The organism is Parafrankia sp. BMG5.11 (assembly GCF_004337455.1).
On sequence record NZ_SJXI01000092.1, the window covers coordinates 28,095 to 49,561 of the forward strand.

Sequence of the window (21,467 nt, forward strand, 5' to 3'; positions counted from 1 at the left end):
CAAATTCGATGCGTCAGGGACGGGTCCGTCGATTTGCCGCGGGCGCGATGCCCGTGCGGCGCGCGTGGCCGGGCCGCACGCGCCGCGCGCGAGCGGGTTAGCGCAGGTGCCGGGCCCGCGCGGCGAGCGCGGCCAGGGCACGCGTCCACGCCGTGGCGAGATCACCGACCGCGGATGCCGGGAGCCCGCCGGCGCCGGACGTCCACCGGGCGACCAGCCGCAGGCCGCCGGGCAGGTCGAGCGCCCGGATGATCACCGTGAGCGGGAAGGGGTCGGCGCGCTCGGAGTTCCAGCCGGCGAAGAGACCCTCGTCCTCGCGCGCGACATCCCAGTCAGCCGGCTCGGGCCGCGACCACCTGCCCTCGTAGTTCAGGTAGACCGCCGGCTGGCCGGCGCGGGCGAGGACCGGCGCCGTGCGCGGGTTCAGATGGCGCAGCAGGCCGTAGCCGCTACCGCCCCGAGGGGTCTCGGCCTTGCGCCGGTGGACGGCGACGACCGCGGCGTCCAGCGCCGCGCCGGCCGCCGGGTCGCCAAGGTCGACCGGCCGCTGATCCAGGCAGAGCGGGTGGACGTCGGCGAACCACCCCACGGTGCGGGTCAGGTCCGCCTCGTCCACCTCCGGGTCGACGCGGCCATGGCTCTGCAGGGCGACCACGAGCCCGGCGGCCTGCGTGCCCTCCCACCGGCGGCGGCAGTCGGCCACCGCCAGCGCCAGCGCGGCGAGCAGGATCTCGTCGACCCCGACGCCCCAGACAGCGGGCGCGACCACCAGCACGTCGCCGGCCCAGGTCTCGGGAATCGTCGCGGTTACCGCCCCGGCGTCGCGCTCGACCACCGCCGTGTCGTGCTCCGGTACCGCCCGCTCGACCTCCGCGACCTCCTCGGTCGCCGCGGTCGCCCCGTCGACCGGGAGCCGACTGTCCTCCCCCGTCGCGAGCTCGCTGGGCGCACCGGCCGGGCGCGGTAGCGGCGCGCCGCCCTCGACGGTCCGGAGCCAGTACGCCAGCTCCGCCTCCCGCTCGGGTCGCCGGGCTTGCTCGGTGACACCCAGCGCCCACCGCCGGTAGGACGTCGACACCGGCGCGAGGGCCGGTACGCCGCCCCGGGTCAGGGCGTTCCAGGCCGCGGCGAGATCATCCAGGATGATCTGCCAGGACACCCCGTCGGTCACCAGGTGGTGCACGAGGACCAGCAGCCGGCCCGAGCTGCTGTGCCCGGCGTCGAACCAGACGACGCGGACCATCGCGCCGGCGTCGGGGTCGAGCTCCCGGTTGGCGCGGAGCGCCTCGGCGGCGAGCGTCCGGTCGAGGTCGTCGTCCGCGCCCACCTCCACCCGGCGCACCCACGAGCCGACACCGGCCGGGCCGGGCGGAGGCACATCGAGGTACCACGCCTCACCGCCGTCGGCGCTGGTCGCCGGCAGGCCGTCGGGGACGGTGCCGGTCGCCGCACGCACCAGCCGGGCCCGCAGGATCTCGTGCCGCTCCGCCACCGCGGCCAGGACGGCCCGCAGCGCCGGCAGGGTGACCGAGGCCGGGACGTGCAGCAGCATGGGCGAGGAGAAACCGTCCACACCGCCGCCGGCGGCCCGCAGCGCGAGCAGCGGCGGGGTCGGCGGCACCACGCCGACGCCGTCGCCGGCCACAGCCGTGGCGACGGCACCAGGAAGCGGCCCGGCCCCGGTCGTGACGACGGTGCCCGGGAGCGCCCCGGCCCCGGTGAGCACCGCCGCGAGCTCGGCCGGCGTCCGGTGCCGGAACACCTGGGCCGGCCGGACCACGAACCCGTCGGCCCGCAGCCGGCTGACGAGCCGCATCGAGATGATGCTGTCGCCGCCGAGGGCGAAGAAGTCGTCGTCGACGCCGACGGCGGTGGGCTGCCGCCCCGCCTGTTCCTCTGCCGCCGGCCCGCGACGGCTGTCGCCCAGCCCGAGGACCTCAGCGAACAGCTCGCACAGGCGTGCCTCGGTCGCCGAGGCCGGCGCACGGCCGGCTGCCGAGAGCGCGAACCGGGGAGCCGGCAGCGCTGCCCGGTCGAGCTTGCCGTTGGGGGTCATCGGAAGCCGGCCCGGGACGAGCACCACCGCCGCCGGCACCATGTACTCGGGCAGGTACTCGGCCGCGTGCACGCGCAGCGCCGCCGGGTCGAGCCGGCCACCGCCGGGCACAGCGCCGCCGGGCACCGGGCCAGTCTGCGCCGGGTCGACCGGCACGACGTAGGCGACGAGCTGGAGTGATCCAGGGCGGTCCTCCCGGGCCAGCACGACCGCCTGGCGCACGCCGGGGTGACGCATCAGCACGGACTGGATCTCGCCCGGCTCGATCCGGTAGCCACGGATCTTGATCTGGTCGTCGGCCCGGCCCAGGAAGTCCAGCACCCCGCCGGGGCGCCAGCGCGCCCGGTCGCCCGTCCGGTAGAGCCGGTCGCCCGGCCGGCCGAACGGGTCGGCGACGAACCGCTGGGCGGTCAGCTCCGGGCGTCCGAGATAGCCCCGCGCCAGCCCGCGGCCGCCGATGTAGAGCTCGCCGACCGCCCCGACCCCGACCGGCCGCAGCGCGGTATCCAGCACGTAGGCGCGGGTGTTGGGGTCGGGGACGCCGATCGGCACCGCGCCGGTCCAGTCCGGGTCCGCCTGCCACAGGGTGGAGTTGACCGTCGCCTCGGTCAGGCCGTAGGCGGCGACCACCCGCAGGTGGCTCGACCAGCGGCGCACCGTCTCGATCGGCACGGTCTCGGTGCCCACCACCAGCACCGCGCCCGCCGGCAGCGCGCAGTCCGCCGGCAACGCGGCGACCAGGGCGGGCGGCAGGATCATGTGCGTGGCGCCGTGGTCGGCGAGGTACCCGGTGAGCTCCGGCCCGGCGACGCGCCGCTGCGCCGGCACGATGATCGCGCGCCCGCCGACACACAGCGCCATGCACAGGTCGAAGACCGCGACGTCGAACCCGACCGAGGCGAACTGCGCCACCCGGGACGTCCCGTTCACCCCGAGCCGGTCGACAGCGGTCGCGACCAGGCTGCCCACACCCTCGTGGGTGACCACCACACCCTTGGGACGTCCGGTCGAGCCCGACGTGTAGATGACGTAGGCGGCGCTGTCGAGGCTCGTGGCCACGCCGGTGCCGGGCCGGGCCGGGTCACCCGTGGCCAACTCGGCCGCCGTCCCGGGCTCGTCGAGCAGCACGAGGTCAAGCCCGGGCGCGCCGGTGCCCGGCGCGCCCGGATCGCCCAGCGGCCCCGGCACTCCGAGCGCCCCGAGCGCCCCGAGCGCGATCAGCTCCTCGGCGTGGCCGCGGGTGGAGACCAGCAGCCGGGCGCCCGCGTCGGAGATCATGAAGGCGACGCGGTCCGCCGGGTGGTCGAGGTCGAGCGGCAGGAAGGCGGCGCCGGTCTTCAGCACCCCCAGCAGCGCGACGACCAGGTCGGCCGAGCGCGGCACGGCGACGGCCACCACCGATTCCGGCCCCGCGCCGCGGGCGGCCAGCAGCCGTGCGAGCCGGTTCGCCCGCGCGTCGAGCTCGGCGTAGGTCAGCTCGACGTCCTCGCAGACCACGGCCACCTCCCCCGGGGTGCGGTCGGCCTGGGCCTCGAAGGCCGCCGGCCAGGTCAGCTCGGTGACCGCGCGCCCGGTGCGGTTGAACCCGGTCAGGACCAGATCCCGCTCTGCGTCGTCGAGAACGGGCAGTGCAGCCAGCGGTGCTGTCGGGGCCGCGAGCACGGCCTCGGTGAGCAGCTGCAGCCGGCGGCCGAACGACGCGGCCGTGGCGTGGTCGAAGAGGTCCGCGCTGTAGGCGAGCCCGACCGCCAGCTCGGTCGTGCCGGCCTCGGTGACGCGCTCCAGGAAGTCGAAGGAGAGGTCGAACTTGGCGGTGGCGGCGCGCACCGGCTCGGGCCGGGCCGTCACGCCCGGCAGGTCGAGCCCGGCGGCGGCACCCGCCGCCGGCAGGTGGACGACCATCACCTGGAACAGCGGGTGCCGGGCGAGGGAGCGCGGCGGGTTGACCGCCTCGACGACCCGGTCGAACGGCAGGTCCTGGTGGTCGAAGGCCGCGAGGTCGGCGGCCCGGACTCGGCCGAGCAGCTCGCCGAAGCTCACCGGCCCCGACAGGTCCGTCCGCAGCACCAGCGTGTTGAGGAAGAAGCCCACCAGGTCGTCGAGCCGCTCGTCGCCGCGGCCGGCCACCGGGCTGCCGATCGGGATGTCGTCGCCGGCCCCGAGCCGGTGTAGCAGCGTCGCGACCAGAGCCTGCAACACCATGAACAGGCTGACGTCGTGCGCCCGGGCGGTGGCGCGCAGTCGGTCGAGCAACTCGGCGTCCCAGGTCAGCTCGACGACGCCGCCGCGGTGGGACGGCTCGGCCGGCCGGGACCGGTCGGTGGGCACCGCCAGCTCGACCGGCAGCCCGGCCAGCTCGCGGCGCCAGAAGTCGCGCTGGGCCGAGGCGGGGCTGGCCGGGTCCGACTCGTCCCCCAGCAACGCGCGCTGCCAGAGGGTGTAGTCGACGTACTGCACCGGCAGCGCGGCCCATCGCGGCGCCTCGCCGCGCAGCCGGGCGCGGTAGGCGGTCGACAGGTCACGGGCCAGCGCCTGGTCCGAGCCCTCGTCGGCGGCGATGTGGTGGACCAGGAACTGGACCACGTGCAGCCGCGGGTCGAGCCGGACGGCGGTGACCCGCACCGGCAGCTCGCGCTCGAGGTCGAACACCCGTGCCGACGCGTTCTCCAGACGCCGGGCCAGGTCCCCGGCGGAGCCGAGCTCGATCAGCTCGACGTCCACCCGGGCCGCGGCGGGGTCGAGGACCCGCTGGTGGGGCACGCCGTCCGGGGCGGGGAAGACCGTGCGCAGCGCCTCGTGCCGGGTGACCACGTCGCCGACGGCGGCCTGCAGCGCACCGACGTCGAGCGGCCCTTCCAGCCGCCAGGTGACCGGGATGTTGTAGGTCGGGCTGGGCCCCTCCACCTGGCCGAGCACCCACAGCCGGGCCTGGGCGTGCGACAGTGGTGGGCGCTGCGGCCGGTCGGCGGGCGCCAGGGCGGGCCGGGCCGCGGCCACCGCCCCGTCGAGCCGGCGGGCCAGGCCCGCCACTGTCGGCTCGTCGAAGATGTCGCGGGCGGAAACCTCCACGCCGAACACCGAGCGGATCCGGCTGCGCAGGCGCATCGCCAGCAGCGAGTGCCCACCCAGGGCGAAGAAGTCGTCCTCGGCGCCGACCTCCGCCGTCCCGAGGACGGCGGCGAACTGCTCGGCGAGCAGCTCCTCGCGCGCGCCGCGCGGGCGGCGGCCGGGCCACGCCGCCGGCTCGCCGGGTGCCGGCAGGGCCGCGCGGTCCAGCTTTCCGCTGACGGTGCGCGGCAGCTCGGCCACCGCGACGAACGCGCTCGGCACGAGATGGGACGGCAGCGTCCGCGCGAGCTCGGAGCGCAGCGCGCCGAGATCGGCCACGGCTCGATCGCCCGTCGCGCGATCGGCCGCGGCGGGATCGACCGGGCCAGGAACGGCCACGCCGGGATCGACCGTGGCGCAAGGGCCGTCCGGGACGACGTAGGCGACCAGACGCGGGTCTCCCGCGGCGTCCTCCCGGACGATCACGGCCGCGGCGGCGACGCCGGGCAGCGCCAGCAGCGCGGCCTCGATCTCGCCGGGCTCGATCCGGAAGCCACGTACCTTGACCTGGTCGTCGACCCGTCCGAGGAAGGCCAGCGTGCCGTCGGCGCGGCGCCGCGCCCGGTCGCCGGTGCGGTACATCCGCCCGCCCGGGGCGCCGAACGGGTCGGCGACGAACCGGGTGGCGCTCAGCCCCGGCCGGCCCAGGTAGCCGCGGGCCAGGCCGTCACCGGCCAGGTACAGCTCCCCGGGCACCCCGTCCGGGACGGGCTCGAGACCGACGTCCAGGACGAGGGCACGGGTGTTCGCGACGGGGCCGGCCGTGCCGTCACCGTGCCAGCCGTAGGCGTCGACGCTGTACTCGGTCGGGCCGTACAGGTCGTGCGCCACGACACCGGGCAGGGTGCGCAGGCGCTCCCACAGCGGCGCCGGGGTGGCCTCGCCGCCGACCGCGATCACGCCCGGCAGGTGGGCGCCGTCGAGGAACCCGAGGTGGACGAGCTCACGCAGGTATGTCGGGGTGACGTCGAGGAAGTCGATCCGCGCGTTGACCACGTACTCGGCGAGGGCTGCCGGGTCGCGCATCGTCGCTTCGTCGGCGACGTGCACGGTGTGCCCGGCGAACAGCCACAGCAGCGGCTCCCACGACCCGTCGAAGCTGAACGACGCCGCGTGGACGGCCCGCAGCGGCCCGTCGCCGCCCCGCGCCGCCACCGCCGGCAGGATCAGCTCCACCTCGTGCGAGGCGAACAGGTTCGTCACGCCGCGGTGCGTGGCGACCACTGCCTTCGGACGGCCGGTGGTGCCGGAGGTGTAGATCACGTACGCGGCGTTGTCGCCGCGCAGCGCCTGGCCCGCCGGCGGGAGGCCGGCGATCGGCAGGCCGGCGGGATGGGCCGCCAGCTCGGCCTGGACGGCCGGGTCGTCGAGGACGACCACCTCCGCCCCGGTCGCCGGCAGCTGGCCGGCGAGGGCCGCGGTGGTGAGCACGAGCCGCGGCCGGGCGTCGGTGAGCAGGAAGGCCAGCCGGTCCGCGGGGTGGTCGGTGTCGATCGGGAGGTAGCACGCCCCGGCGGTCATGACGCCGAGCAGGGCGGGCACCATCCGGGCCCGGGGCAGCGCGAGCGCGACCACGTCCTCGACGCCGGCCCCGCGCCGGGCGAGCAGCCGGGCCAGGCTCCCGACCTGCTCGGCCAGCTCGGCGAAGGTCAGCTTCGTCCCGCCGGCCACCAGGGCGGGGCGGTCCGGGCTGGCCGCGGCCGCCGCGGCGAACAGGCGCACCGCGGTGGGCTGCGGCGGTTCCCGGCGCGGGCCGGTGGCGGACCGCAGGGCCCGCCGGCGCTCGTCCCCGCCGAGCAGGGCCAGTCGGCTGACCGGCCGGTCCGGGTCCCGGGCGAGCTGCCCGAGCAGGTCGACGAACCGGTCCGCCAGCCGCCGCGCGGTGTCGGCGTCCCACACGTCACGGGCGTACTCGACGAGCAGCGTGATCTGGTCGCTCCCGCCGCGGTCGACGAAGGTGACGTCCAGGTCGAACTTCACCGTGCCCGCCTCGGTGCGCAGCCAGGACGTCGGCAGGCCGAGCAGGGTGTGCTCGCCGTCGGCCAGGTGGTGGTAGCCGGTCATCACCTGGAAGAGCGGGTTGCGGCCCGCCGAGCGGCGCGGGTTGACAGCCGCGACCACGTCTTCGAAGGGCAGGTCGGCGTGGTCGAACGCGGCCAGGTCCGTCTCGCGGGTGCGGGCCAGCAGCTCGGCGAACGTCGGGTCGGCGGAGAGGTCCGAGCGCAGCACCAGCGTGTTGACGAAGAACCCGACGAGGTGGTCGAGCGCGGTGTCGGTGCGGCCGGCGATCGGCACGCCGAGCGGGATGTCGTCACCGGCGCCGAGGCGGTGCAGCAGGGTGGCCGTCGAGGCGTGCGCGAGCATCGACATGCTGGCGCCGGTCCGCGCGCACAGGCCGCGCAGGGCCGTCACGGTGGCGGCGGGCAGCTCGCGGGCCTCCCGGCCGCCCGCGCCGTCGCGCACCGCCGGGCGCGGCCGGTCCAGCGGCAGCTCGATCTCCGCCGGGATGCCCCGCAGCGCCTGCTCCCAGTAGGCGAGCTGGCGGCCCGCCGGCGACGACGGGTCGGCCGGCTCGCCGAGCAGCTCCCGCTGCCAGAGGGTGTAGTCGGCGTACTGCACCGGCAGCGGCTCCCAGTCCGGCTCCCGGCCCGCACGGCGCGCGGCGTAGGCGGCGTCGAGGTCCTCCAGGAACGGCCGGTCCGACCACTCGTCGGTCGCGATGTGGTGCAGGACCACGGCAAGCACCGACTCGGCGGGGCTGGTCCGGAACACGGCCAGCCGCAGGGGCGGGTCGGTCCGCAGGTCGAACGGTTCGGCGACGAACCGCTCGACGAGGCGCTGAAGCTCATCCGGCTCAAGGGGTCGCTCCGGGCCGTCCAGGCTCGGTTCGGCGGCCGGGCCCGTCTCCGCGCCGGCGCTCGGAGCGCCCGGGCGCGCGGGGGCGACGTCGACGAACCGGACCTCGGGACCTGCCTCGGCGGGGTCGAGGATCCGCTGGTAGCCCTCGCCGTCGTGCTCCGCGATGACGGTCCGCAGGATCTCGTGCCGGGCCGCGACGTCCGCGGCGGCGGCGCGCAGCGCGTCCAGGTCGATCTCGCCGCCCAGCCGGATCACCAACGGGTAGTTGTACGCGTTCGTCCCGCCCGCGACGCGGTCCACCAGCCACAGCCGGCGCTGGGCCGGCGAGAGCGGGATGTGCTCCGGGCGGTCGGCGGGGACCAGCGGCGGCCGGCTCGGCACGGCGGGCTCGTCACCGGCGGCGCCGACCCGGGCCGCGAGCGCGGCCACCGTCGGGGCCTCGAACAGGTCACGGATCGCCAGGTCTGCGCCGAGCGCGGCGCGGGCCCGGCTGACCAGGCGAGTGGCCAGCAGCGAGTGGCCGCCGAGCGCGAAGAAGTCATCCTCGACGCCGACCTCGGGCAGCCCGAGCACCTCGGCGTACAGCTCGCAGAGCATGACCTCCGCCGGTGACGACGCCGGGCGCGAGGCCACCAGGGCCACGGCGGGATCGGCCTGGGGCAGGCTGGCGACGTCCAGCTTGCCGTTGGCGGTGCGCGGGATCTCGCTCAGCGTGACGTAGGCGGCCGGCACCATGTAGTCGGGCAGGGCGGTGGTGAGGTCGGCGCGCAGCAGCGCCGCCAGCGCCGCGGCACCACGGGCCGCGGTCGGGTCGTTGGCGAGTGGCGGCGCGGCCTCGCCGCCCGCCGGGTCCGGCAGGTAGCCGTCCACGCGGGGGCCCGCGCCGACGTCGACCGCGCGCACGAACACCGCGTCCAACAGGCCGGGACCGGCCGCGGACAGGGTGAGGTGCTGCTCGTAGCCGAGCCGGTCGGCGAGCGCGAACAGCTCCTCGGGGTCGACCGCGTGCTCAGCGTCGACCGCGCGCTCGGGCGCGGCGGCACCGCCCGGGACGTCCCGCCCGGCGACCCGGGCCGCGAGGGCGAGCTCGCCGGCCACCCGCGCGTCGGGGATCGCCGCGACCCGCAGCATCGGCGGGCGGCGGTCACGCAGATGCGCCTCGATCGCGTCGGTACCGGCGACCTGATGCCCCCAGAGCAGCACGGGGGCCTCACCGAGACGCACCGGCGGCGCGGGGGGCGGCTCCGGCGGCGCGGCGGGCCGGCGCAGCACGACGTCGAACCGGTGCCGGGTGAGCTCGTTGTGGAACGAGCCCCGCTTGACCCGCAGCGAGAGCTCGGCGCCGGTCTCGCTGGCGAGCGCGGTGAAGAACTCCGGCGCCAGCACCAGCTCCTTGTCGAGCCGGACCCGGCGATCGACGGCCGGCGCGAGCCGGGCGAGGTCGGCGTCACGCAGGCCGCCCGCGGGCTCGGCGAGCCCGCCGGGACCGGACCGGCTCACCTCGATCGCGGTGTGGAAGGCCCGCAGCCTGGCGAGGTTGCGCACGTCCCCGACGAAGAGGGCGCCGCCGGGGGCGAGCAGCTCCAGCGCGGCGCGCAGCACCCCGCGCAGGTACTCGGGGCTGGGAAAGTACTGCACCACCGAGTTGATCACGATGGTGTCGAAGAGCCCGGCCGGCAGGCCGTCGGTGACGTGCGCCGGCTGGCAGCGCAGCTCCAGGCCGGCGAAGCGGGGGTCACCGGCGGTCTCGGCCCGGAGCTTGTCGATCACCGGGGCGGCGAAGTCCGTCCCCCAGTAGCTGTCGCACTCCGGCGCGAGCTGGCCGAGCAGCAGACCGGTGCCGACGCCGATCTCCAGGATGCGACGCGGGGCGAGCTCGCGGATGCGCTCGACGGTCGCCGCCCGCCACTGCCGCATGTGCTCCAGCGCGATGGGCTGCCCGTCGTAGCTGGAGTCCCAGCCGGCGAAGTCCTCGCGGTGTACCGCGGTCGGGATCTGCACGTACTCGTCGCTGTAGACCTGGCGCCACTCGCCGACCTGGTCGGCCTCGACGGCGGCCCGGTCGGCGGCGGTCAGCTCCGCGGGCACGACGTAGGCGACCAGCCGCCGGGTTCCCGGCGCCCCGGTGTCGTCGGCCGCGACGACGGCGGCCTGGCTGACCCGCGGATGACGGTCGAGCGCCGCGGTGATCTCCCCGAGCTCCACCCGGTAGCCGCGGATCTTGACCTGTTCGTCGGTGCGGCCGAGGAAGTCGAGGTTCCCGTCAGCGGCGCCGCGCACGACCAGGTCACCGGTGCGGTACATCCGCCCGCCGGGGACCCGCGGGTCGGCGACGAAGCGGGTGGCGGTCAGGGCGAAGCGGTCGAGGTAGCCCCGGGCCAGGCCGTCGCCGGCGATGTAGAGCTCGCCTGGGACCCCGTCGGGCACCGGGTGCAGCCAGCCGTCCAGGACGTAGGCGCGGGTGTTGCGGATGGGCCGGCCGACGGTCGGCGTCGGGCTGTCCGCGGTGCCGGCGCCCAGAGTGTTGATCGTGTACTCGGTGGGGCCGTACAGGTTGTACCCGGCGGTGTCCGCGGTGTCGCGCAGCCGGTTCCACACCGCCTCCGAGACCGCCTCGCCGCCGAGCATGACCAGCGGCGGCCGGTGCAGGCCCCCGGGCCCGCTCCCGGCTTCCGCGGTGGCGCCCGCGGTCGCGGCGGCGCCCACGGTCGCGGGCGGCCCCGCCGGAACGTCCTCGGCGCGGTCGAGCAGGCCGAGCTCGAACAGGTGGTGGGCGTAGGTGGGCGTCACGTTCACCACGTCCACCCGGTGGACGTCGCAGTAGGCGACGAGGGCCTCGGCGTCACGGCGCAGGTTCTCGTCGCACACATGCACCTCGTGGCCCTCGACGAGCCAGAGCAGCTCCTCCCAGGACATGTCGAAGGCGAAGGAGACGGTGTGCGCGATCCGCAGCCGGCGCCCGCCGGCCGCCGCCACCGCGGGGGCGAAGATCTCCTCGCGGTGGTTGAGCTGCATGTTGGTCAGTCCCCGGTAGGGGGTCACCACTCCCTTCGGACGCCCGGTCGACCCCGAGGTGTAGATGACGTAGGCGGGGTGGTCGAGGCGGTCGGCGCGGTCCCGGGCGAACAGCCCGAGCTCGGCGTCGGACAGCTCTCCGGCGCCGGTGGCTGCGAGCTCCGCGGCCACCGCGGGGTCGTCGAGCAGCAGTCTCGGTACCGGCTCGTCGGGCCCGGCGCCGGCGCCGTCCAGGTAGGCGGCGGTGGCATCGGTCGCCACCAGCAGCGCCGCCCCGGCGTCGGCGACCATGCCGAGCAGGCGGGCGGGCGGGTGCTCGAGCTCCAGGGGCAGGTAGGCGGCCCCGGTGCGCAGCACCGCGAACAGCGCCACCACCATGTTCACCGAGCGGCCGAGCCCCAGCGCGACGACCGTCTCCGGGCCGGCGCCGCGCGCGAGCAGCAGCCGGGCCATCCGGTTGACCCGCGCGTCCAGGTCGGCGTAGCTGACGCGCTCGTCGCCGAACACCAGCGCGGTGAGATCGGGCGTGCGGGCGACCTGCGCGGCGAGCATGTCGGCGACGGTCTCGGTGCCGACCGGGAGGAACGGCTCGGCCCACCTCGCCGCGAGCTCCGCCCGCTCGGCCGGCAGCAGCACCTCGACCGACCCGACCGGGACGGTGACGTCCCGGACCAGCTCGTCGAGCAGCCCGCGGAACCGGTCGAACAGCGCCGCAGCCCGCTGCGCGCCGACGACGTCCGGCCGGTACTCCAGGCGCATCGTGATCCGCGTGCCGGGGAACAGCACGAACGTCAGCGGGTAGTGCGTGTGGTCGATGCTGGTGCCGCCGGTGATCCCGAACCGGTCGCTGCTCTGCTCGGTGGCCACCTCGTCGATGAAGTTCTGCAGCACGTACAGCGTGTCGAACAGCTGCGTGCGGCCGCTGGCACGCTGGATGTCGCCGAGCCCCAGGTACTCGTGGTCCATCACGTCGACCCGCTGGTCCTGGACCCGGCGGAGCAGGTCCAGCACCGACTCACGCGGGTCCAGCCGCACCCGGACGGGCACGGTGTTCAGGAACAGGCCGATCACCTCGTCGATGCCCTCGACGTCGGTGGGCCGACCGGCCACCGTGGTGCCGAACACGACGTCGTCGGAGCCGACGGCGTTGCCGAGGACGAGCGCCAGCGCGGCGTTGAACACCGTGTTGACGGTGATGCCGTGGCGGCGGGAGAGCTCCCGCACCGCGCGCGCCGTCGACTCGGCCAGCTCGGTGGTGATCCGCTCGGGCTCGATCGGCGGCAGCCCACGGGCCTCGGGCACCACCAGCGTCGGGCCGTCGAGGTCGGCGAGCGCGGCCCGCCATGCATCCTCGGCGCCCGCGGTGTCCCGGGCCCGCAGCCAGATCAGGAAGTCGCGGTAGGAGGCGGCCGGGACGGGCAGCCCCTCGTCACCGCCGCCACGTTCGTAGAGCCCGAGGAGCTGGTCGATGACCAGGGCGCCAGACCAGCCGTCCCAGACCAGCACCTGCCGGTTGAAGACCAGCCGGTCGTGGTCGGGGCCGAGGCGCAGCAGGGTGAGCCGCCACAGCGGCGGGTTCGAGATGTCGAAGGGGCGCTCCCGGTCGCGGCGCGCCAGCAGCTCGGCCTGCTCGGCCCGCTCGGCAGCGGGCAGGCCGGTGAGGTCGGTCTCCTCCAGCGGCGCGGGCAGCTCGGTGACGACGAACTGCAGCGGCGCGGGCAGCCCGTCGCCGAGGAAACCGGCGCGCAGCGTCGGGTTGCGCCGCATGAACGTCTCGCAGGCGCGGCGCAGCCGGTCTACGTCGAAACGGTGGCCGAAGTCGAGCGCGAACTGGGCGGTGTAGGCGTCGCTGGAGCGGTCGAAGGCGGAGTGGAAGAACAGGCCCTCCTGTAGCGGCGAGAGCGGCCAGATCTCGGCGACGGGCCCCGGGCTCACCCGCTCGACCCGCGCCCGCTCGGCCGGCGACAGCTCGACCAGGTCACCGGTCGCTGCCGGGCCGGCGGCGCCGTCCGCACCGGTGACGGCGGCCGGACCAGCGGTGTCAGCCTGGGCAGCGGCGCCAGCCAGGACGGCATCGTCGGCCAGGCCGGCCAGGCCGGCGAGCGCGGCCAGCCAGGCGGTGGCCAGGGCGTCGGCCGCGGTCCGGTCGATCACCGTGGTGAGGTAGGTGAGGGTGGTCCGCAGCACGGGCCCGTCAGGCGTCTGGACGCTGACGGCGTCCACGGTCAGCGGGTAGGCGACGCCCATGGCCGGGTCGGGCTCGGCGGCGAGCGCGTCGAACTCCGGTGCCGGCGCCCAGGCGTCGGCCGCGTCTGCGCCGAACCGCCCGAGATAGTTGAACAGGACCTCCGGGTGCTCCGCCCCGGCGAGCACCGGCGCCGCGGCCGCGTTGGCGTAGCGCAGCAGCCCGAACCCGGCCCCGCCGTCGGGGATCTCGCGCAGCCGGCCCGCCACGGCCTCGAGCGTGCCTGCCAGCCCGCCGGACGCCAGCCCGCCGGACGCCAGCCCGCCGGACGCCAGCCCGCCGGAGGCCGGATCGCCGGAGGCCGGCAGCCGGACGGGTGAGATGGCGGTGAACCAGCCGACCGTCCGGGAGAGGTCGACCTCGGGCGCGATCGGGTCGCGGCCGTGGCGCTCGAGATCCACGAGCAGGTCGGACGATCCGTCCCAGCCCCGCTCGCGGCGCCAGCCGGTGACGGCGGCACGCAGCGCGGCAAGCAGCACCGCGGTGACGTCGGTTCCCGCCGCCGCGGGAACGGAGGTGAGCAGCGGCGCGGTGGCTCGCGCGGGCAGCTCCACGACGAGGCGGTCGGTGTCGGCGATCGTGCCGGCCGCAGCGGGGGCCGCCCCGGGAGCCGCCGCGGCGCCGGTCGCAGCCGCAGCGCCGGTCGACGGGGCGCCGCCCAGCAGCCGACCGCCCGGGGCGAGGGTCGCCGTCCAGTGCGCGAGCTCGGCGAGGCGGGCCGGGTCCTGGGCGCGTTCGGCGGTGATCCGGGCGAACGCGCGCAGCGAGGTTCCGACCGGGTCCAGGTGGGGAGCTCGCCCGGCGAGCACGGCCGCGAAGGCGGTCCGCAGGTCGGAGAGCAGGACCCGCCAGGAGACCCCGTCGACGACGAGGTGGTGTGCGACCAGCAGCAGCCGCCCGGGCTGGTCGGAGCCGGCGTCGAGCCAGCTCACTCGCAGCATCGCGCCGGCCTCGGGGTCGAGCCCGTCGGCCGCGGCGGCCGACTCGGCCGCGACGGCGGCGCGCAGGCCGGCCTCGTCGAGGCCGGCGATGTCCACCCGACGCAGCAGGTCGCCGGCACGCGCCGAACCGACCGGCAGGGTCTCCAGCAGCCACAGCGCGGGCGACAGGCGCAGCAGCCGGGCCCGCAGCGCGTCGTGCTGGTCGAGCAGGGCCTGGACGGCGTCCCGCAGCAGGTCCACGGTGGCGCCGGCCGGCGTCGAGACCAGCATGGCCTGGTTGAAACGGCGCACCGGCCCGCCCCAGCTCGCCAGCCGGGAGACGATCGGGAGCGGGGTGAACACGCCGATCGCCTCGGGATCGGCACCCAGGCCCGTTCCCGCTCCGCCAGGGCGGTCAGGCGCGGCGCCAGGTCCGGCGAATGCGGCCGGCCCGTCGGGCGCGGTGGAAACGGCGGAGGCGGCGGGCTCGGTGCGGGCCGCGAGCTTAGCCGGGGTGCGGTGGGTGAAGACGTCCCGGGGCGTGAAGCCGACCTGTTCGCGCCGGGCACGGTTGACGAGCTGGATCGCGCTGATGCTGTCGCCGCCGAGGGTGAAGAAGTCGTCGTCGACCCCCACCTCGTCCAGGCCGAGCACGCCCGCGAACACCGCGCACAGCGTTCGCTCCCGCTCGGTGCGGGCGCGGGTGCCGGTGGAGACGCTCGCCAGATCCGGCGCCGGCAGGGCGGCGCGGTCGAGCTTGCCGTTGCCGGTGAGCGGGAAGGCGTCCAGCGCCAGCACGGCAACCGGCACCATGAACTCGGGGAGCATGGCGGCGGCGTGCCGGCGCAGCTCCTCGGAGTCGACCCGGCGCCCCGGCGCGGCCACGACGTAACCGACCAGCCGCCGCTGCCCCGGCTGGTCCTCCCGGGCCAGCACCACGGCCTGCTCCACCGCCGGGTGGGTCGCGATCGCCGCCTGGATCTCGCCGAGCTCGATGCGGAAGCCTCGCACCTTGACCTGGTCGTCGGCCCGGCCGAGGTACTCGAAGCCGCCGTCGGCGGTTCGGCGGGCGAGGTCGCCGGTGCGGTACATCCGGGCACCCGGCCCGCCGAACGGGTCCGCGACGAAGCGGGTGGCGGTGAGACCGGGCCGGCCCAGGTAGCCGCGGGCGAGCTGGGCGCCGCTGACGTACAGCTCGCCGAGGCCGCCCGGCGCCACCGGCCGCAGGTGCTGGTCGAGGACGTGCACCCGCAGCCCCGGGATGGGCCCGCCGACCAGGCTGGCCCGCGCCGCCGCGACGACGGCCTCGTCCAGCCGCAGGTAGGTGACGTGCACCGTCGTCTCGGTGATGCCGTACATGTTGACGAGCACCGGGGCGTCGTCGCGGTGGCGGGCGTACCAGGCGGGCAGCCGGCCGAGGTCGAGCGCCTCGCCCCCGAACACGACGTACCGCAGCGCCAGCCCCGCCGGGTCCTCCCCGCCCGCCCGGTCGGCCTCGATGAGCTGGCTGAACGCCGACGGGGTCTGGCTGAGCACGGTCACCGACTCCCGCCGGAGCAGGTCCAGGAACAGCTCCGGCGACCGCGAGACGTGGTGGTCGACGACGACCAGGCGGCCGCCGTACAGCAGCGGGCCCCACAGCTCCCAGACGGAGAAGTCGAACGACGCGGAGTGGAACATCGTCCACACGTCGGTCTCGTCGAAGCCGAACCACGGCTGGGTGTGCGCGAACAGCCTGGTGACCGTCTGGTGCGGGACGACAACGCCCTTGGGACGTCCCGTCGAGCCCGAGGTGTAGATCACGTAGGCCGCGTTCTCCGGCCGGGCCCGGCCGGCGGCGGGCAGCCGGGCCGGGGACTGCTCCGCGAGCGCGGCCACGACCGGCGGCGCGTCCAGCGCGATCACCGGCACCCGGGTGCGCGCGGGCAGGGCCGGCAGCGCCTCGGTGGAGGTCACCAGGCACACCGGTGCCGCGTCGGAAAGCATGAAGGCGAGCCGGTCGGCGGGGTAGGCGGTGTCGAGCGGCAGGTAGGCCGCGCCCGCCTTCTGCACCGCGAGCAGGGCGACGACCAGGTCGATCGAGCGCGGCAGCGCTACGGCGACGAGCGACTCCGGCTCCACCCCGCGGGTGGCCAGCAGGCGGGCGAGGCGGTTCGCGGCGGCGTCCAGCTCGGCGTAGGTCAGCCGCCGCTCGCCCCAGGTGACCGCGACGGCGTCGGGAACCCGCGCCGCCTGGGCCTCGAACAGCTCGGGAAGCGTCGTGTCGGTCGCCCACGCACCGGTCGGCTCGTCCTCCTCCGGACGGGTCGCGGCCGGGGCGGCGCCGACGGTGCCGGCGGGCGCCACGGACCCGGCGGGCGCGCCGATGGCGCCGACGGGCCTGTCCGGGTCTGCGACGGCCGCGGCGAGCAGGTCCAGGAGCTGGTCGGCGAGCGCGGTGACGGTAGTCCCGGAGAGCAGCTCCGGCCGGTAGCCGAAGGTGATACGCAGCCGCTCCCCCGGGATCACCCGGATCGTCAGCGGGTAGTGCGTGGCGTCGTGGCCGTCCAGGCCCTCCAGGCGCAGGCCGCTGTCCGGCCCGAGCAGGCCGGCCGGGTCGAACGGGTAGGACTCCAGCACGAACAGGGTGTCGAACAGCTCGGGCAGCCCCGCGGCCGCGTGGATGTCGGCCAGGCCCAGGTGGTGGTGCTCGAGGGTCGCCGTCTGGTCGGCGCGCACCCGGTCGAGCAGGCCCGCGAAGCTCTCGGCCGGCTCGAGGGTGACGCGGACGGGCACCGTCGCGAGCAGCAGCCCGATCATCTCCGCGGCGCCGGGCAGCTCCGCCGGCCGGCCGGCCACCGACGTCCCGAACACGACGTCGTCGCGCCCGACCGCGCGGCCGAGCACGACCGCCCACGCGGCGCGCAGCACGGTGTTGAGGGTGAGCCCGCGCTCGCGGACGAAGGTTCCCAGGGCGGCGGTCAGGGCGGCGTCGGCGTGACGTTCCACCGCGGCGGTCACCCCGCCGTCCACCGTGTCCCGCTGATCCACGGCCTGATCTGGAGCCTGCTCGGGGACCTGGTCCGGGGCGTGGGCCGCGGTCTGGGTCGGGGTGCTCGGGCGGGCGGTGGCCGCGGCCAGCAGCGTCGGCTCGGTGACGCCGGCCAGCGCGGCGGCCCAGGCCCGCCGGGAGGCGTCCCGGTCCCGGCCGGCCAGCCAGCGCAGGTATTCCCAGTAGGACGGCGCCGGCGGCAGCGCGGCGGCCGGCCCGTCCGCCCGGGCGAGCTCGTACCGGCGGAACAGCTCACGCAGCAGCAGCGGGACGGACCAGCCGTCGAGCACCACGTGGTGCGGGCTCAGCACGAGCCGCCAGGCGTCCGGGCCGGTGCGCAGCAGCAGGAAGCGCACCAGCGGCGGCGCCGTGAGGTCGAAGGGGGTCTGCCGGTCGGCCCGTCCCAGCCGCTCGGCCTCCGCCAGCGCCTCGGCCCGCGGCCAGCCCGCGAGGTCGACCTCCGTCCACACCTCGTCGAAGGCGGCCGGCGCGAGATCGGCCAGCACGATCTGGACGGGCGCGTCGCCGTCGTACAGGAAGGCGGTGCGCAGGTTCTCGTGCCGCTCGAACAGGGCCCGGCCCGCCGCGCGCAGGCGGGCCGGGTCGAGCCGTCCACGCAGGTCGACGACGAACTGCAGGATGTAGGCGTCGGAACCGGCCGCGCCGGGAACCGTCCCGGACCCGTCGCCGAGCAGCGAGTGGAAGACCAGGCCGGCCTGCAGCGGCGACACGGGCCGGACACCGGTCAGATCCGGGTACCGGGCCCGCCAGCGCTCCAGGTCGACGGCGCTCACCCCGGCGAGATCCGCGTCGAGGGCTGTGTCGGCGGGCGGTGGCACAGTGGCCTGTTCCGCCGCGGCGGCGAGGGACGCCGGGGTGGGGTGGCGGAAGATGTCCGGCAGCACGCAGGCCAGGCCGGCGGCGCGGGCACCGGCGACCACCTGGAACGCCAGGATGCTGTCGCCGCCGAGGTGGAAGAAGGAGTCGTCGGCACCGACCCGCTCGATGCCCAGAACCGTCCCGAACAGATCGCAGAGCAGCGACTCGGCGGCGGTGGCCGGCGCCCGCGACCCGGCCGCCGCGGCGAAGTCCGGCCGGGGTAGCCCGCGCCGGTCAAGCTTCCCGTTCGGCGTGGTCGGCAGGGCCGCCAGCTGGACGAACGCTCCCGGCACCATGTGCTCCGGCAGGGCCGCCGCCAGGTGCTCACGCAGCAGCGCCGGGTCGACCACGGTCCCCGGCGCGGCCGGCACCACGTAGGCGACGAGGTGCCGCCCCGCCGGGCCGTCGTCCCGGGCCACCACCGCGCAGCGCGCCACCGCGGGATGCCGCCCGAGCACCGCCTCGATCTCGCCCGGCTCGATCCGGAACCCGCGCACCTTGACCTGGTCGTCGACCCGGCCGAGGACGTCCAGCTCGCCGTCGGCGGTCCAGCGCGCCAGGTCGCCGGTGCGGTAGAGCCGCCCCCCGGCGCTGAAGGGGTCGGCGACGAAGCGGGACGCGGTCAGGCCGGGCCGGCGCAGGTAGCCGTCCGCGACGCCCGCCCCGCCGATGTACAGCTCGCCGGGCATGCCGGGGGCGACCGGGGCCAGCGCGGTGTCCAGCAGGTAGACCTGGGTCGAGCGGATCGGACGGCCCACGGTCGGCCGTCCGTCGCCGGCGACCGGGCCGGCCGTCGACCAGATCGTCGTCTCGGTCGGCCCGTACAGGTTCACGACCTCGTCGGCCCGTTCGGCGAGCGTGGTCGCCACCGCCGGCGGCAGGCCCTCTCCGCCGCTGAGCACGCGCACCCCGGGGAAGCGGTCGTCGCTCGCCGCCAGGATCGACTGCCACATCGAGGGGGTGGCCTGCGCGACGGTGATCCCGCCGCCCGCCAGCAGCGCCGCCAGCGCGGTCGGGTCACGGGCCTCGTCCTGGCCGGCCAGGTGGACGGTGGCGCCGGCGGTGAGCGGGGCGAGCAGTTCCAGCGCCGCGATGTCGAACGACAGCGTCGTCAGTGCCAGCACCCGGTCGCCGTCACCCAGCTGGAACTGGTCGACCATGCTGGCCAGGAAGTTCGTCAGCGCGCGGTGCGGCACCACCACGCCCTTGGGACGCCCGGTCGAGCCGGACGTGTAGATGACGTAGGCGGCGCTTCCCAGCTCCGCCGGGACCGCGGCCACGGCCGGCGGTTCGGGCACCGACCCGGGCTCGGCCCCGGACTCGGTCCCGGCGGCCGGCCCGTTGACGAGGACGACGGTGACGCCGGCGGGGATGGGCAGCGTCGCAGCGAGCTCGCGGGTGGTGATGAGCAGCGAGGGCGCGGCGTCCTCGAGGACGAGCGTGATCCGGTCGGCCGGGTACCCCGGGTCCACCGGCAGGTAGGCGGCGCCGGCGCGGGTCACCCCCGCCAGGGCCACGACGAGGTCGAGCGTGCGCGGGAGCGCCAGCGCGACGATGGTGCCCGGGCCGGTGCCCAGGCCGCGCAGCCGGTGGGCAAGCGCGTCGGCCCGTCCGACCAGCTCGCCGTAGGTCAGGGTGCCGCCGGACGTGACGACGGCGGCGTGCCCGGGAGCGCGCGCGGCGCGCCGCGCGAGCAGCTCGGCCCAGGTCGCGTCGGGGCTCGGCGCCGCGGTGTCGTTCCAGTCGACCAGCGTCCGCCGGCGCTCGGAACCGGTGAGCAGGTCGACGGCGGCGAGCGGCCGCCGCGGATGGCGCGTCGCATGGTCGAGGAACGTCTCGAGGTGGCGGAGCACGGCGCCGGCCAAGCCGGCGGTGACCGCGGCGGTGAGGAACCCGGCCTCCAGATCGAGCTGGTCGGCCCCGATCTCCACGGTGACTCCCAGCGGGAACTGGGCGTCACCGGTGTGCAGCGGCCGGCGCGCGCCGCTCAGCTCGCGCGCGCCGAGGTGCTCGGCAGCGGCCGTCCGCACGGCGAACAGGGTGGTGAACACGCTCGAGACGCCGTCGGAGCGGTCCGGGTTGACCGCGCGGACGACGTCCTCCAGGTCGACGTGCTGGTGGGCGAAGGCGCCGCGGCAGGTCTCGCTGGTCCGCGCGAGCAGGTCCCGGAAGGAGTCGCCGGGGCGGACCCGCACCCGCAGCGCGACCGTGTTGCCGAAATAGCCGATGAGGCGGTCGGCACCGGGCTGGTCCCGGTTGACCACGGGCGAGCCGACCACGATGTCGGTGGCCCCGGTGTGCCGGTGCAGCACCGCGGCGAAGGCCGCCAGCAGCACCATGAAGGGCGTGGCGCCGTGCTCGACCGCGAACGCGCGCACCCGCCGCCCGAGCCCGGCCACCGCCTGGTGGACGACCTGGCCGCCCGGGTCGGCCAGTTTGCCCGGGTCGGCCCCGGCGGCGGTGGCGGCCGCCACGGGCTCGCCGCCGGGGAGCCGCAGCGGCTCGGGCAGCGCGGTGAGCTGGCCGCGCCAGTAGTCCAGCGCCGCCGGGTCGGGGTCCTGCGCGTCAGCGCCCCTGGGTTGCCCGGCCACGTCGATGTACTGCGCCGTCCGCTCGTCGGCGGGCAGCGGGCCGTCGCCGGCCCGGAGGTTGTCGTAGTGGGCGAACAGCTCCCGGAAGAAGATCTCCCAGGACGCGTCGTCCCAGGCCACGTGATGGGCGACCACCACGAGGACGAACCGGTCGGCGGCGAGCCTGATCAGCGTCACCCGCAGCGGCGAGGAGCTGGTGAGGTCGAAGGGACGGCGGGCCGCGCGCCGCGCAATCTCGTCGGCGAGCCGCTCCCGGCTGGCCGAGGGCTCCCCGGAGACGTCGTGGCTCGACCACTGCGGGTCCAGCTCGGCGTGGACGACCTGCTCGGGCCGGCCACCGGCGGGCACCCGGTAGGTCGTGCGCAGGATCTCGTGACCGCGCGCGACGGCGCGCAGGGCCGCGTGCAGCGCGTCGGCGTCGACCGGACCGGTGAGGTCGAAGGCGGCGGCGACGTTGTACGCGGCGCTGGACGGGTCGAGCTGCTGCAGGAACCACATCCGGAGCTGGCCCGGGCTGAGCGGATGGCCCTGGCCGGGCACCCGCCGGCCGCGCACGGGCGGCGCCGCCGGGTCGGTGGCGGCGAGCTGTTCCGCCGCGAGGCGGCGACGGAGCAGCTCGCGCTTGCGCTCCTGGGGCTCGGGGCTGGCCACGTGTCCACTACCTCCGGATGCGACGCGGGCGAGCCGCGCGGACCCCGCCGCCCGGACAACGCCGAGGCACGACGGCGGCGGCGCGGGAGACGGGTAGAAAAATGCGATGGTC

General features: G+C 76.3%; 1 protein-coding gene. It reads right to left on the reverse strand.

Translation table 11 applies throughout. The features are described 5' to 3' along the window. Positions 1–97 precede the first annotated feature (97 nt). Positions 98–21,355: a non-ribosomal peptide synthetase gene (locus E0504_RS42940; protein ID WP_131627259.1), complete on the reverse strand. Its 21,258-nt coding sequence runs from the start codon at positions 21,353–21,355 to the stop codon at positions 98–100. Positions 21,356–21,467: the final 112 nt, after the last annotated feature.